This window comes from Nonomuraea sp. NPDC052129, from assembly GCF_040680095.1.
Classification (GTDB): domain Bacteria; phylum Actinomycetota; class Actinomycetes; order Streptosporangiales; family Streptosporangiaceae; genus Nonomuraea.
In genome coordinates this window covers 261,000-274,204 of the sequence record NZ_JBFAVX010000001.1, presented here as the reverse complement: position 1 = coordinate 274,204, position 13,205 = coordinate 261,000, and the positions used below count along the sequence as shown (strand labels likewise).

The following is a 13,205-nucleotide window of genomic DNA, read 5'->3' as shown; positions in this document are numbered from 1 at the left end:
CGTACTACGCCGGCAAGAGATGTGTCGTCATGTGACCGGCCTTGACTAGTTCGTCGGCACGGCCCGGGATGAGTTGAGTAGGCGAGGGAGTGGTAGGGCCTCGGACTTGTGGTGGATCGACCTTCCCGGCGCGTTCGGTTCGTGCGGCGGAATGTGGCGGCAGGCCCGCTCCAGAGCCGACAGTCGTACAAGTTCTGACATTTGGTAGCGGCCCGGTTCAGGAGAGTTCAGGAGGCGGGCATCGAGGAGTTTCTCGAGTAGCTTCTCGGCCTGGTTGAGGTTCCCGTCGTCGAGTTCCGCCGCGAGGGCGACGATGATGTGGGATTGACGAGAGATGGCCAGGAGACATAGCAGCCGTGCCATGTCTGGTCCGCTGGCGTCGCCTTCGATGTCGCGGAAGCTAACGGCGAGGGCGGAACGAACCGATAAGTCGTCTATTTCCAGCTCGTCTAGATGGTGTTGTTCACTCTTCAGCTTGTCCGCCAGCCAGTGTAGAGACCAGTGCGGGCGGGACATCAGGCGGGCAGCGGCGATGCGGACGGCCAGGGGGAGGCCTTCGCAGCAGCGGGCGATTCGCCGGGCCGCGTCGGGGGCGGCGGTGACGCGTTCCTCGCCCGCCAGCCTGCCGAGCATAGTCAGAGATTCCTGGTCGGACAGCCCGTTCAGATGGTGGACGGTGCAGCCTAAGGTCGTCAGGGCACGCCGGCTGGTCACCAGGACGCCACATCGCTCACCTGGGAGCAGCGGCTCGACCTGGGTTGTGTCCACCGCGTTGTCCAGGAGCACCAGCATGCCGCGGCCTGTCGTGAGGGACCGGAAACGGGCGGCGGCCTCGACGGTCTCCGTTGGCAGATCTCGTGATGCCACACCAAGGGCCCGCAGCATGCGTCCCAACGCTTCGGTGCTCTGGAGCGGCTTCAGTTCTTCCCGGGATCCCTGCAGGTCGACGTACAGATGTCCGCCAGGGAAGTGGTCACGTAAGCGGTGGGCCAGATGAATGGCCAGTGCCGACTTGCCCATACCGCCGCCCCCCGTGATCACGACCGCTCCCGGCCCGCCGGAGCTGGTCATGAAACGTTGTAAGGAGGCCAGGTCCTCCTGCCGGCCGGTGAACGCCGGAACGTCCCGAGGCAGTTCCAGAGGCGGCGATGCCGAGGCGGAGCCCTCCTGGGCGGCGCCGAGGATGGCTGTGGGGCGAGCGGATATGCCCGGACCAGGTAAGGACCGGCCCTCGAGAATGGCATGGTGCAGCTCTCGTAAGTCAGGTCCAGGCTCGAGGCCGAGCTCCTCCACCAGCGTCTGCCGCGCCCGCCGGTAGGACTCCAGGGCGTCGGCGCGTCGGTCGGCCGCGTACAGCGCGCGGATGAGCTGCGCCCACAGGCCTTCCCGCAGGGGATGCTCCGAAGTCAAGCCCTGGAGCTCGTGGATGAGCTCGGGCCCCCGCCCCTGCAGCAGGCCCGCCTCGATGCGGGCCTCGGTGGCGGTGAGCCGGCGTTCGCCCAGCCTGCTCACCTCGGCGGTCACCGCCGTGGTGGGCAGGGTGTCGGAGTACGGCTCGCCGCGCCACAGGGCGAGCGCCTGGGAGAGAAGCCGGTGGGCCTCCCCGGCGGCACCCTTGACCAGCGCGGTGCGCCCCTGCGCGGTCAGGGCGTCGAAGTGGGCGACGTCGGTCTCGTCGGCGGCGCGGCGGATCTCGTAGCCGGACGCCCGGGTGATGATCGTCTCGCCGCCGTCGTCGCCGAGTGCGCGCCGCAGTTGCAGGATGTAGCCCCGCAGCAGAGTGGCCGCCGTCGGCGGCGGCTTGACCGGCCACAGCTCGGCGATCATGTGTCCTGTGGTGATCGGCCGCCCCGCGCTGATCGTCAGCAGGGCCAGCAAGGTTCGGGGGCGCGGGCTGGGGATCGGAGCCCAGTCGCAACCGGTCCAGAACCGCATCGGCCCGAGCACCTGTAATCGCATATGGACCCCCGTCGCCTCCCCGATGAGGGCCCCCGCCGACACCAGGACGATCTCCACCTGCGGAGCAGAACGTGCCCCCACACCAGTGAAGGACGAACGCTGTCCCCGGTGCCTGGCCAGGTTGCCGCAACACGTCGGCGCCATCCAGAGGTTTCCGTCTGAGTGCAAAACTCCAGCTCAAGGGGCCGAGCGACCAGACGTCCCCCCTGCGGGCGTCTGACCGGGGCGACCCGCCGGCCAACAGGTGAAAGGCACCCCGAATCCGGGGTGCCTTTCACCTGTTCAGCCGCTGGACTTCAGTAACCCAGCCGCTTCAGGTCGGGCTGCTCGAACGCCGTCTGCGGAATGTCACCCCGGTAAGGACCCGTGATGACCGGCGGCACGAAGGTCTCCTTGATCGTACGGGCGTTCACCCAGCGGATCAGGTTGAAGATCGAGCCCGCCTTGTCGTTGGTGCCCGAGGCGCGGGCGCCGCCGAACGGCTGCTGGCCCACGACCGCGCCCGTCGGCTTGTCGTTGATGTAGAAGTTGCCCGCCGCGAAGCGCAGCCGCTCCGCGGCCGAGGCGATGGCGTAGCGGTCCTGGGCGATGATCGACCCGGTCAGCGCGTACGGCGAGACGCTCTCCATCTGGTCGAGCACCGCGTCGAAGTCGCCGTCCTCATAGACGTGTACGCCCAGGATCGGCCCGAAGTACTCCTTGACGAAGATCTCGTCCGTGGGGTCGGCGCACTCCAGGATCGTCGGCTTCACGAAATAGCCGGTGGAGTCGTCGTAGGAGCCGGTGAGCAGGTCGATGTTCGAGGCGCCGCGCGCCCGGTCGATGGCCGCCTTGTGCTTGGCGAAGGCCCGGTCGTCGATGACCGCGCCCATGAACGTCGACAGGTCGCCCGCCACGTCCCCCACGGTCAGCGACTCGGCCGCGGAGACGAAGTCGTCGCGCATGCGTGACCAGACCGAGCGCGGCACGTACGCCCGCGAGGCCGCCGAGCACTTCTGGCCCTGGTACTCGAAGGCGCCCCTGACCAGCGCGGTGGCGAGCACGGCCGGGTCGGCCGACGGGTGGGCCAGGACGAAGTCCTTGCCGCCGGTCTCGCCGACGAGGCGCGGGTAGCCGCGGTAGGAGGCGATGTTCGCGCCGACGGTGCCCCACAGGTGCTGGAAGGTCGCCGTCGAGCCGGTGAAGTGGATGCCCGCCAGTTGCGGGTGCGTGAGCGCCACCTCGGAGACCGCCTGGCCGTTGCCGGTGACCATGTTGATCACACCCGGCGGCAGGCCCGCCTCCTCCAGCAGGCGCATCGTGAAGTGCGCCGCGAACTGCTGCGTGGGCGAAGGCTTCCAGACGACGACATTTCCCATCAAAGCCGCCGACGTCGGCAAATTTCCGGCAATGGCGGTGAAGTTGAAGGGGGTGATCGCCAGCACGAAGCCCTCGAGCGCCCGGTACTCCATCCGGTTCCACACCCCGGGCGACGACGCCGGCTGGTCGGCGTACAGCTGCCGCGCGTAGGCCACGTTGAACCGCAGGAAGTCGATCAGCTCGCAGGCCGAGTCGATCTCCGCCTGCTGCGCCGACTTCGACTGCCCGAGCACGGTCGCGGCGTTCAGCGTCGCCCGCCACGGTCCGGCCAGCAGGTCGGCCGCCTTGAGGAAGACCGCCGCCCGCTCGTCGAACGACAGCGCCCGCCAGGCCGGAGCCGCGCGCAGCGCGCTGTCGACGGCGTCCTGTACGTCCTGGGCCGTGGCGTCCTGGATGCGGCCGAGGACGGAGGCCTTGTTGTGCGGCTGCACCACGTCGATCGGCGCGCCGCCGCCGAGCCGCCGCTCGCCGTCGATCGTCATGGTCAGATCGATCGAGGACCCGGACAGCTCCTTGATCCGGTTCTCCAGCGTCGTACGCTCCGGGCTGCCCGGCGCGTAGCCGTACACCCGCTCGTTGGCGGGAACCGGCACGTTGCTGATGGCGTCCATTTACTTACCCCCAAGGGCACGAAGGAAGAAGGCGACGTTGGCGGGCCGCTCGGCCAGGCGGCGCATGAAATAGCCGTACCAGTCGTCGCCGTAGGGAACGTAGACGCGCACGGTGTGACCGGCCCCGGCGAGGTCCTCCTGCCGGTCGGTGCGGATTCCGTACAGCATCTGATACTCATAGGACCCGAGCCGGCGGCCGAAGCGGTCGGCGAGCAGCTCGGTGATCGAGATGATCCGGTCGTCGTGCGTCGCCACCATGGGGTACCCCTGCCCCGCCATGAGGGTCCGCAGGCATCGCACGTACGCCTTGTCGACCTCGCTTTTGCCCTGGTACGCGACCGAGGCGGGCTCGCGGTAGGCGCCCTTGACCAGGCGTACCCGCGAACCCTCGACCGCCAGCTCGCGGCAGTCGTCCGCGCTGCGGAACAGGTAGGCCTGGATCGCCACGCCGGTCGACGGGAAGTCCGCGCGCAGCTTGCGCAGGATCGCCAGCGTCGAGTCGACGGTGGTGTGATCCTCCATGTCGAGTGTCACGGTCGAGCCGCCCGCGTCGGCGGCGGCGCAGATCTCGCGGGCGTGCTCCAGCGCCATCGCGTCGTCGAGCCGCTGCCCGACGGCCGACAGCTTCACCGACACCTCGCCCCGGCGGCCGAGATCGAGCGGGCGCAGCGCGTCGAGCAGCGTGATGTACGCCTTCGCGGTGGCCGCCGCCGCGCTCGCGTCCCGGGTCTCCTCGCCGAGATGGTCGACGGTGACGGCGAGTTTGGCGTCGCGCAGCCGTTCGATGACGGTCCGGGCCTCCTGAACGCTCTCACCGGCGACGAACCTGTCGACGACCTTGCGAGTGAGGGGGAAGCCGGATACCGAGCGGCGTACCAGCGCGCTCCGGGAGGTGGCGAGTAGCAGTTGACCCAGCATGTTCTCAGCCTAAAACCGCAGCTCACAACCGGGCCATCGACGCGCGTAACGCCGCTTGTGGCAGGCTGTCATACAAATGCACAATTCGGCAGATCTACAGGAGACCGTCGACGAGCTCGCCCGCCTGCTGGGGGCGTCCGCGACGTTGGAGGACCGCTCGTTCCGCCTGCTGGCGTATGGCGCGCAGCACGGCGACATCGACACCGTCCGCCAGGAGTCGATCCTGCGCAGGCGCGCCACCGGCGACGTCCGCGACTACTTCGAACGCTACGGCATCGCCCGTGCCCACGGCCCGGTCAGGATCCCCGCGGACGCCGACCTCAAGGTCCTGGCCAGGGTCTGCTGGCCGCTGCGCCACGGCGAGGTCACCTACGGCTACCTGTGGCTGCTCGACTCCGGCAGCCTCACCGAGAAGGCGCTGAGCCGGGCGGCCCCGCTCGTCGCCAGGGCCGCCGCCGCGCTCGCCCAGGAGGCCAGGAGCCGCCACGACCTCGGCCACGGCCTGCGCGCCCTGCTCTCGGCCGACCCGGAGGAGCGGGCCGGCGCCTCCATCGAAGTGCTAGGGCCCGTCACCGCGATCGCCGTCCGCGAGTCGGAGGAGCGCGTCGCCGCCCTCTGGACGCTGCCGCGCGGCGTGCTGGCCCGCGCCGGCTCGCCCGTCGCGCTGCTCGCCCCCGCGCACCTGGCCGCCGAGGTCGCCCAGACCCTGCAGAGCGCGTACGGCACGGCGGCCGGCACCGGCGCCCCCCGGGCGGACCCGGCGGACGCCTGGCAGAGCTGGCGCGAGGCGCGGCAGGCGCTGCGCGTCGCCGAACACTTCCCCCGCTTCGCGCCCGTCGCCCGGTGGGAGGACCTGGGCGTGCACCGGCTGCTGGCCCGGCTCGGCCAGAGCGACCTGCGCGAGCTGGCGGCCGAGACGGCGGCGCTGGACGCCGAGCTGGCGCACACCGTGGAGGTCTATCTGGACCACGGCGGCCACGCCCAGAAGACGGCCGCCGAGCTGGGCATCCACCGCCAGACGCTCTACTACCGGCTGGGCAAGGCCGAGCGGACGCTGCACCGGGACCTGTCGGAGGGCGAGGATCGGCTGACCATCCACCTGGGCCTCAAGGCGGCCCGCCTCCTGGCGCCCTAGCTGACGGGCCTTGCCGCTGACGGGTCTTACAGGTGGCTGAGGGCTGAGGCGTCGCCGGGCCCGCCGCGTTCGGTCAGCCCCTTGGCGACCCGCTGCCGGTGAGCGTCGTCCTTGTGCCCGTCGTACTTGAACTTGCCGCGGATCTCCTCGATCGCCAGCCGGATCCCTTGGATGCCCGACATCAGCCGCGGCATCCGGGCCGGATCGCCCTGCCCGGGTTCGAGGTCGGCGAGCTGCTCGCGCAGGATCTCCAGCTTGCCCTCGGCCTCCTTGACGATCTCGGCCCGGCAGATCAGCTGGACGGAGGAGTAGAACGTGGTCGGCACGCCCAGCTCCGGCTCGACACCGGGCTCGGCCCGCCACCGGCCGGGGATGTAGGCCCAGGGGCCCGCCACCGACATGACCACCTTGGGGTTCTCGTCGATCGCCGCCCAGATCGGATTCGGCCGGGCCAGGTGGAGCACGATCGTCCGCTCGTCCACGAGCAGGAACTGCGTCGGCACCACGACGGGCACCTCACGGCCGCGGCCCGCGGCTATCAGGTGCCCGAACTGGTGGTCTTTCACATACGCCAGGGACTGCTCGTCGGTGCCCGCGTCCCAAGGGTGAATCAGCATAAAAGGAACTTTAAGCGCAGGCGAGTTCGTACACCCGCACCAGCTCCTGGCTGACCCGCTCCCACGAGTAGCGCGAACGGGCGCGGTCGGCGCCCGCGTAGCCGAGCGCGGTGCGCAGCGTCGGGTCCGTCAGCAGCTCGCGGGCCAGGCGCGCGGTCCGCGCGGGGCGGTCCGGCGGCACCAGCAGGCCGGTGACGCCGTCGATGATCGAGTCGAGGTGCGCGCCCACGGCCGAGGCGATCACGGGTACACCGCAGGCCATGGCCTCCAGCGCGACGATCCCCGTCGTGGCCTCGCGCGGCACCGACACCACGGCATCGGCGCTGCGCATGAGCTTGGGTACCGCGGCCCGCTTGACCTGCCCGAGCAGGGTCACCCGGTCGGCCACGCCGAGCTGCTGGGCCAGGGCGCGCAGGCGGCGTACCTCCCGGTCGCCGTCGAGCAGGTCCGGCTCGGGGCCGCCCGCGAGCACCAGCTCGACGTCCTGGAGGCCCTGCAGCGCGCGGATGATCGTGGGGGCGCCGCGTTCGGGGGTGAGCGGGCCCAGGTGCAGCAGGCGCTTGCGGCTGCCGCGCGTGGCGACCGGGCCCTGGCGGTGGAAGCGCTCGGTGTCGACGCCGTACGGCACGATGGCGATGTTGTGGCGCGGCACGCCGAGCCGGATCAGCGCCGACTCCTCGTCACCGGAGCCGGCGATGACCGCTCTGGCGCTGCGGCCGAGCGCGCGCTCCAACTTCACGTGGGCCGCGTCGACGGTGTGGAAGGTCTGGGTGACCGGCACCCCCAGGCCGTTGGCGCCCGTGACGGCGGCGAGGCCGCCGGTCCAGGAGTGGGCGTGGATCACGTCGGGGCGTTCCTGGCTCCAGCGCCGGCTCAGATATTGGCCGACGTCCTTGAGGTACGGCATGACGTCGGCGGGGGCGAGATCGCGGGCCGGGCCCACCTCGATGTGCTCCATCATCACCCCCGGGGCCACCCGCGTCCTGGCCTTGCCCTCGGCACTGTCACGACGGGAGTAGATGGTGACGTGGTGCTCGCGTCCCAGTTCACGCGCTACGGAGAGAATGTGGTGACGCTTGTTACCGGTAGCGGAAGCGACGATCGCGATATTCATGGCACACCTCAGCGTTAAAACAGCTTTCAAGGTGTGCCTGCGTCTTAGGCACGTCGTTCTTCCCCCGACCTTACCCAAAGATGGCTCAACCGCAAACCCCCGCAGATCAGACGCCGCAGAGCCGGCACCACTCAGACGCCACGCAGCGCCAGCACCACGATCTCGTCCCACACCTGCCCGCCGGAGAACGCATGCCGGTCCGCCTCGACCGCCTTCACGATGGTCGTAGGCGCCTGACCGGCGCATCTGCCCAGCACGTCGGCCAGCCGCTCCTCGCCGTACGGCTCGCCGACCTCGTTCCTGGAGGAGATCAGCCCCTCGGAGTACAGCAGCAGCGTCTCACCCACCGCGACGGTCAGCTCCTCGGCCTCGGTCTCGGCCTCCGGCGAGATGCCCAGCGGCACGCCGCCACCCGAGGCGAACCGGACGCTCCCGTCGGGCAGCAGCAGCGCGGCCGGATGATGCCCCGCGGACGACAGGCGGATCCTGCGGCCCCGGACGAACCCGGCCACGACCATCACGAACATGCCGGTCCCCTGCGTCACCAGGGCCTCGTTCACCTTGCGCAGCACCACGTCGGGATCGGACTCCCAGACGCTGAGCACCCGGACCCCGCCCCTGACCATCGCGCTGACCGACGCCGCCTCCTCGCCCTTGCCGGCGGCGCCGCCGAGGGCGAACGCCCAGCCGTCCGCGACGGGGAAGACGTCGTAGAACTCGGCGCCGACCGAAGCGCCGGGATTGTAGATCGCGGCGGCCTCGTACCCGGGCACGTCCGGCAGGTTGCGCGGCGCGACGGTGGCCGACAGCGCGTCGGCGGCCCGCGAACGGCTCTGGAAGCTGCTCTGCGCGCGCACCGCGAGCCCGAGCTGGAGCCCGACCTCCTGCATGACCCCCAGGTCGGCCAGCGTGAACGGCGGCCGGTCGTGCGACCTGACCAGCGTGAGCACCCCGTCGGCCGGGCCGATGGGCACGCACAGCATCGAGCCGGCGCCCATCGCCGTCAGCAGCGGCCCGTCGGCGCAGAAGCCCAGCAGCGTCTCGTCGTCGACCATCTCGTGCACCACGCCGGAACCGCGCTCCAGCACCTGGGTCACCACGTGGCTCGCGGCCGGCTGGGCGGACTCGATCTGGCGTACCAGGTCGCCCAACGGGTGGTCCTTGGGCGCCACCACGGCCGCGCGGCGGGCCAGACCGTCGCGTACCACGTCCGCGATCACCCAGTCGGCCCAGCCGGCCGCCAGCAGCCGCGTCGCCCTGGGCAGCGCCACAGGCTGCCGCAGCGCCTCCTCGTCCAGCAACAGCGTGGTCATCGTGGCCAGCAGGTCCTGGCGCTTGGCCGCCGCCAGCAGCAGCGCGCCGTCGGTCTGCTCGGGCCGCCGCGCGCCCGGCTCGGGCAGCTGCACCTCGGTCGGCAGCGCCACGGCCGCCACCATCTGCTGCGGCTCGCCGGGCATCGTCAGCCTGGTCAGGGCCACCTGGACGGTATGGGTCCTGCCCTGGTGCGCCAGCCGTGACTCGAACGCCGCCGGCTGCCCGGTCTGCAGCACCGACATCAGATGCGAACGGAACGCCGCCCGCCGCGACACGTCCACCAGCAGCGGGAACGACCGCCCGACCAGGTAGCCGTCGGGGCTGCCCAGCATCCGCGAGGTCTCGGGGTTGATCCGCCGGACCACCCCGCCACCGTCCAGCACGATCACCGGCACGGGGAAGGCCCGGTAGACCTGGCGCAGCAGCTTCAGCTCCCGCTGGCCCCCGTCCTTCTTACCCCCCTGCCGTTTGGGCGCGTTGCGCAGCGCTTCACGCGCCTCGGCCAGCAACTCGGCGGCGGTGTCGAGCTCCGCGAGTGCCGCGTCTAGAGTCGGCGCAAGGTCGGAGGGGTAGGCCGCCCGCGCCTCGCGCAGGGAGGAAACACGTCCGGACAGAGCGTCCAGGGCGTGTTCGAGGCCGGGCATGGTCATTCTCTGACGCTACGCCACGCTGGATAATGCTAGCTATAAGGGGTAGGGCCTAGCTGCTATGAAATCAACGGCGATGATCACCCCCGGACTTGCCCGTAACCTGGCGACTCTCGGGCGGTTGGGCGAAGACAACTCAACGGAAAGCGTGCTGCGCGGTCTGACCACCGCGCTGGCCGACGGAGTGCCCGGTTGCTCGGGCGGTTCCGCCGAGCACTGGCGGGACCAGCGGGTGCTGGTGTCGGGCTCGCACAGCGAGCTCATCATGCTGGTCGAAGGCGAACGCGACATCGGCGAGGGCCCGTCGACCGACGCCAGGCTGACCGGCGGCCGGGTGGTCGTGACGGACGTGCTCAGCGACTCGCGCTGGCCGCGCTACGCCCCGCTCGCCGCCCGCTGGGGCGTGCGCTCGGTGCTCACCGTGCCCATCCGGCTCGACCCTGTCCTGCTGGTCATCGGCCTCTATTCGGTACGGCCGGCCGCCTTCTCCCCGCAGGCCGCCCAGGCGCTGGCCGACATGCTGACCGAGCAGGTGGGCGTGGCCATGGCCAACCTGTGGGACTTCGAGGAAGCGCGTACGGACGCCGCCCAGCTCCAGGAGGCCCTGGCCGGCCGCTCGGTGATCGACCAGGCCAAGGGCATCATCATGAAGACCAGCGGGTGCTCGTCCGAGGCGGCCTTCGAGGAACTGCGCCGGATCTCACAGCACCACCAGGTCAAGGTGGCGGACCTGGCCAGGCTCCTGGTCGACGAGCACCAGAAAAAGTCCCGCCGCTAGTGGCCTCAGTGGAATGTGCTCAGCCAATGGCGGCCAAGGCGTCGTCGAGCGTGTCGTACAGCGGCAGCCGCTGCGCGAGCCCGGTGATCCACATGACCTTTGACTTTGAATATTCCACGCCGACCAGGGCAAACCTGGCACCCGACGCCAGGCTGGTCTGCCAATGGTGGACGATCAGGCCGAGCGCGCGCGAGTCCATGAACGTCACTCCGGCCAGGTCCAGGATCAGCTCGGAACCCGCCAGAGAGAGGTAGTCGGCGAACTGCTCGCGCGTCGTGGCGTCGAGCACGCCATCGACCTTGATCACCGTGATCTCGTCCACGGTCGACGACGTAAGGCTCAGGGCCGTCACCGCCCCTTCGCCGTTCTCCGGCATTGTCACGGGGCAACCCTACTGTCACCGCACGAAGGAGGAATACTTCTGCCGTGAGGGGGGACACTGGATCCGAAGTCCAGCAGAGGGCTTCCGTCTCGGATGTAGAGCGAGGCAAGCCTCTGCATGGGCTTTTTCTGCAGGTGGAGGCGGCCCTGCGACCCATATGAGGAGCAGCCATGGCTGTGCGGGAATTCGTCCTCGAGGAGTTGACCGCCGAAGAATTGCTGGCCGAAATGGCCGGCGAAGCCACTACCGACAGTCACCGCGAACGCCTGAGGGAGCGCATCGTCGAGATGCACCGCTCGCTCGCCATGGAGATCGCCAGACGCTACCGCTACCGCGGCGAGCCTCTGGAGGATCTTCTGCAGGCCGCGTACGTCGGCCTCATGAAGGCAGTCAACGGCTTCGACCCCACGCTCGGCCACGCCTTCAGGGGCTACGCCGTCGTCACGATGACCGGCGAGGTCAAGCGCCACTTCCGCGACCGTACCTGGGCCATCCGGGTGCCGCGTCTCTACCAGGAGCGCCGCTCCGAGCTGAACCGGCTCGTCGCCGACCTCAGCCAGGATCTGGGCCGCTCCCCGACCGTGGCCGAACTGGCCGCGAAGATGAACATCAGCGAGGAGGACGTCCTGCTCACGCTCGACGCCTCGGCCGCCTACAGCACGCTGTCGCTCGACGCGCCGCTCGGAACCGAGGACGACGCCGCCTCTCTCGGCGACATCATCCCGGAGGACGACGATACGCTGAGCAAGATGGTCGACCGGCAGGCCGTCAAGCCGCTGATCGACGCGCTGCCGTCGCGTGAGAAGCACATCCTGCTGCTTCGCTTCTTTGGGAACATGACACAAGCCGAAATAGCGGCAGAGTTCGGCATCTCGCAGATGCATGTATCGCGGATCCTCCGTAAAGTGCTGGACCAGCTACGTAGCGAGCTAGTCAGCTGATTAAGGCGGTTACCGGGTGAACGAGGATGTCGATCCTCAGGCGGGCTCCATCAGCCCGCCACCGGGCGCGCCGGTGAAAAAGCTGAGCTTCCGGTTGCCGGACCTCCCGCGGGTGCGCCAGTTCGCCGCGTCCGAGGCCCGCGAGGTGGGCATGGCGGAGGAGGCGGTGGGCGATTTCGTCATCGCCGTCAACGAGGTGGCCACCAACGCCGTCACCCACGGCACGGTCGACGCCCAGCTCCGCACCTGGGTCCACGACGGCGAACTGGTGGTCGAGGTACACGACGAGGGCACCTGGAAGCCCGGTCCGATGCCCGGCTCGGTGGGCGGGATGGGGCTCTGGGTGGCCCGCCTGCTCTCCTCCGACCTGTCGCTGCGGGTGGGCGGCGAGGGCAGCACGGTCACCATGCGCTTCCCCAGCAAGGCCTGATTTCACCAGACATGAATCGATATGTGCGCGCGCGACGCCTCGTGATCATCTCGTGATCATCGAGTGCGCCGCGCGCTGTCGTGTTGTGTCCGCTATTGGCGTTTGTTATCGGCGGGTACGGCCTCGCCAGCCGCCGTAGCTCTTGACGCTGGCCGTGCCGATGCCCGCCTGGTGCAGCGCCAGCAGGGTGAGGCCGAGCAGCATGAACGTCGTGCCGGAGATCCCTGACCCGATGCTCACGTTCAGCAGGTCGAGCAGGAAGCCCAGGCCGAAAATGATCGCCGCGACTATCGCCAGCATGTCCCGTTACCTCGTTCCGTAGGCCGTATCGGTTGCGTGGCTCGTCTCATGGCCTGTTGCGGGGCCTGTTGCGTGGCTTGCTTCGTAGCCTGAGAGGGTGAGCAGCCGCTCCAGCACGACCCGGTAGTCGCGCAGGGCCAGCCGCAGCTGCTCGGTGTCGCCCGCGCCCTTCCAGCGGTCGCGCAGCTCGCCCGTACGAGCCGTAAGACCGCTGGTGATCGCCTCGACGACCTCTTCGACCAGTCCTTCGGCCCGCTGGACGGCGTCACTGGGGTCGTCCACGAACGAGGTCTGCAGCTCGCGCCAGCGGCCCTGCACTTCGGCCGGGTCCTGGTCGAACAGGACGACGGACTGAGGGGCGGCGTGGGCCGGCGCGCTCTCCACCACCACGGGCTCGCCGGGCACGTCGTCGGTGTACTCGGGCTCGTCGCGCACGGGGTCCGGGCTCAGACCCGGCTCGGGCTCGGCCAGCATGTCGCCGCCTGCCGGGGCGTACGGCTCGTGGTGGCGAGCCCCATTCCCCTCGTCGTTCTCATCGTTCTCTTCGTCGACGATCGCCCGCGACCGCTCGTCACGGACGCTGTCTTCCCTGCTGAGGTCGGCGGTGGGGGTGTCGTTGGCGCGGAAGTCGTCCCTGGGGGCGTCGTCGTCGGTCTGGTCCGCCCGTTGCGACGGCACTTTCAGCTCGTCGCTCGTCATA

Annotated in this window: 13 protein-coding genes; 4 read left to right on the top strand and 9 right to left on the bottom strand. The window is 69.8% G+C overall.

Annotated features, from left to right (window positions below):
• Positions 1-45 precede the first annotated feature (45 nt).
• From AB0L53_RS01305 to AB0L53_RS01295, 3 genes are all read right to left on the bottom strand, one after another.
• A complete protein-coding gene (locus AB0L53_RS01305) occupies positions 46-2,016 on the bottom strand; it encodes a BTAD domain-containing putative transcriptional regulator (RefSeq protein WP_363988672.1) in 1,971 nt (656 codons plus the stop codon).
• Between the two features lie 239 nt (positions 2,017-2,255).
• Positions 2,256-3,929, bottom strand: coding sequence for an L-glutamate gamma-semialdehyde dehydrogenase (pruA, locus tag AB0L53_RS01300; RefSeq protein WP_363988670.1), 1,674 nt, complete (start codon positions 3,927-3,929; stop codon positions 2,256-2,258).
• Positions 3,930-4,847 carry a proline dehydrogenase family protein gene (locus AB0L53_RS01295; RefSeq protein ID WP_363988667.1) on the bottom strand — a complete coding sequence of 306 codons (918 nt, stop codon included), beginning with the start codon at positions 4,845-4,847 and terminating at the stop codon, positions 3,930-3,932.
• Positions 4,848-4,923: 76 nt separating this feature from the next.
• Here AB0L53_RS01295 and AB0L53_RS01290 point away from each other — a divergent pair, with 76 nt between their 5' ends.
• Positions 4,924-5,982, top strand: a complete 1,059-nt coding sequence (locus tag AB0L53_RS01290; protein ID WP_363988664.1) for a helix-turn-helix domain-containing protein — start codon at positions 4,924-4,926, stop codon at positions 5,980-5,982.
• 26 nt (positions 5,983-6,008) lie between these two features.
• On the opposite strand, the gene AB0L53_RS01285 is transcribed toward AB0L53_RS01290, so the two are convergent.
• The 3 genes from AB0L53_RS01285 to AB0L53_RS01275 all read right to left on the bottom strand — a co-directional run bounded on the left by AB0L53_RS01285 (position 6,009) and on the right by AB0L53_RS01275 (position 9,677).
• On the bottom strand, positions 6,009-6,599 hold the full coding sequence (locus tag AB0L53_RS01285) for an FMN-binding negative transcriptional regulator (RefSeq protein WP_363988661.1): 591 nt from the start codon (positions 6,597-6,599) through the stop codon (positions 6,009-6,011).
• Between the two features lie 10 nt (positions 6,600-6,609).
• Positions 6,610-7,713, bottom strand: a complete 1,104-nt coding sequence (locus AB0L53_RS01280) for a glycosyltransferase (RefSeq protein ID WP_363988658.1) — start codon at positions 7,711-7,713, stop codon at positions 6,610-6,612.
• 131 nt (positions 7,714-7,844) lie between these two features.
• Positions 7,845-9,677 (bottom strand): SpoIIE family protein phosphatase, encoded by a 1,833-nt coding sequence (locus AB0L53_RS01275; RefSeq protein WP_363988656.1) that lies wholly within the window; start codon positions 9,675-9,677, stop codon positions 7,845-7,847.
• Between the two features lie 118 nt (positions 9,678-9,795).
• On the opposite strand from AB0L53_RS01275, the gene AB0L53_RS01270 reads away from it, so the two are divergent.
• A complete protein-coding gene (locus AB0L53_RS01270; RefSeq protein WP_363988653.1) occupies positions 9,796-10,452 on the top strand; it encodes a GAF and ANTAR domain-containing protein in 657 nt (218 codons plus the stop codon).
• Positions 10,453-10,471: 19 nt separating this feature from the next.
• Here the strand turns inward: AB0L53_RS01270 and AB0L53_RS01265 are convergent, their stop codons facing one another.
• Positions 10,472-10,828 (bottom strand): STAS domain-containing protein, encoded by a 357-nt coding sequence (locus AB0L53_RS01265; RefSeq protein WP_357946367.1) that lies wholly within the window; start codon positions 10,826-10,828, stop codon positions 10,472-10,474.
• A 176-nt stretch (positions 10,829-11,004) separates the two neighbouring features.
• Between AB0L53_RS01265 and AB0L53_RS01260 the strand changes: the two genes are divergently transcribed.
• Positions 11,005-11,775 (top strand): SigB/SigF/SigG family RNA polymerase sigma factor, encoded by a 771-nt coding sequence (locus AB0L53_RS01260; RefSeq protein WP_358555519.1) that lies wholly within the window; start codon positions 11,005-11,007, stop codon positions 11,773-11,775.
• Positions 11,776-11,791: 16 nt separating this feature from the next.
• Positions 11,792-12,205: an ATP-binding protein gene (locus AB0L53_RS01255; RefSeq protein WP_363988649.1), complete on the top strand. Its 414-nt coding sequence runs from the start codon at positions 11,792-11,794 to the stop codon at positions 12,203-12,205.
• A gap of 105 nt (positions 12,206-12,310) precedes the next feature.
• On the opposite strand, the gene AB0L53_RS01250 is transcribed toward AB0L53_RS01255, so the two are convergent.
• Both AB0L53_RS01250 and AB0L53_RS01245 read right to left on the bottom strand, forming a co-directional pair.
• A complete protein-coding gene (locus tag AB0L53_RS01250) occupies positions 12,311-12,505 on the bottom strand; it encodes a hypothetical protein (RefSeq protein WP_219538302.1) in 195 nt (64 codons plus the stop codon).
• A gap of 6 nt (positions 12,506-12,511) precedes the next feature.
• Positions 12,512-13,204 (bottom strand): hypothetical protein, encoded by a 693-nt coding sequence (locus tag AB0L53_RS01245; protein WP_363988646.1) that lies wholly within the window; start codon positions 13,202-13,204, stop codon positions 12,512-12,514.
• Between the last annotated feature and the right edge of the window lies 1 nt (position 13,205).

Bases quoted from the DNA above. Each gene is read 5' to 3' on its own strand.
- pruA (WP_363988670.1), bottom strand. From the start codon at position 3,929: ATGGACGCCATCAGCAACGTGCCGGTTCCCGCCAACGAGCGGGTGTAC.
- AB0L53_RS01295 (WP_363988667.1), bottom strand. From the start codon at position 4,847: ATGCTGGGTCAACTGCTACTCGCCACCTCCCGGAGCGCGCTGGTACGC.
- AB0L53_RS01290 (WP_363988664.1), top strand. From the start codon at position 4,924: ATGCACAATTCGGCAGATCTACAGGAGACCGTCGACGAGCTCGCCCGC.
- AB0L53_RS01285 (WP_363988661.1), bottom strand. From the start codon at position 6,599: ATGCTGATTCACCCTTGGGACGCGGGCACCGACGAGCAGTCCCTGGCG.
- AB0L53_RS01280 (WP_363988658.1), bottom strand. From the start codon at position 7,713: ATGAATATCGCGATCGTCGCTTCCGCTACCGGTAACAAGCGTCACCAC.
- AB0L53_RS01275 (WP_363988656.1), bottom strand. From the start codon at position 9,677: ATGACCATGCCCGGCCTCGAACACGCCCTGGACGCTCTGTCCGGACGT.
- AB0L53_RS01265 (WP_357946367.1), bottom strand. From the start codon at position 10,828: ATGCCGGAGAACGGCGAAGGGGCGGTGACGGCCCTGAGCCTTACGTCG.
- AB0L53_RS01260 (WP_358555519.1), top strand. From the start codon at position 11,005: ATGGCTGTGCGGGAATTCGTCCTCGAGGAGTTGACCGCCGAAGAATTG.
- AB0L53_RS01250 (WP_219538302.1), bottom strand. From the start codon at position 12,505: ATGCTGGCGATAGTCGCGGCGATCATTTTCGGCCTGGGCTTCCTGCTC.
- AB0L53_RS01245 (WP_363988646.1), bottom strand. From the start codon at position 13,204: ATGACGAGCGACGAGCTGAAAGTGCCGTCGCAACGGGCGGACCAGACC.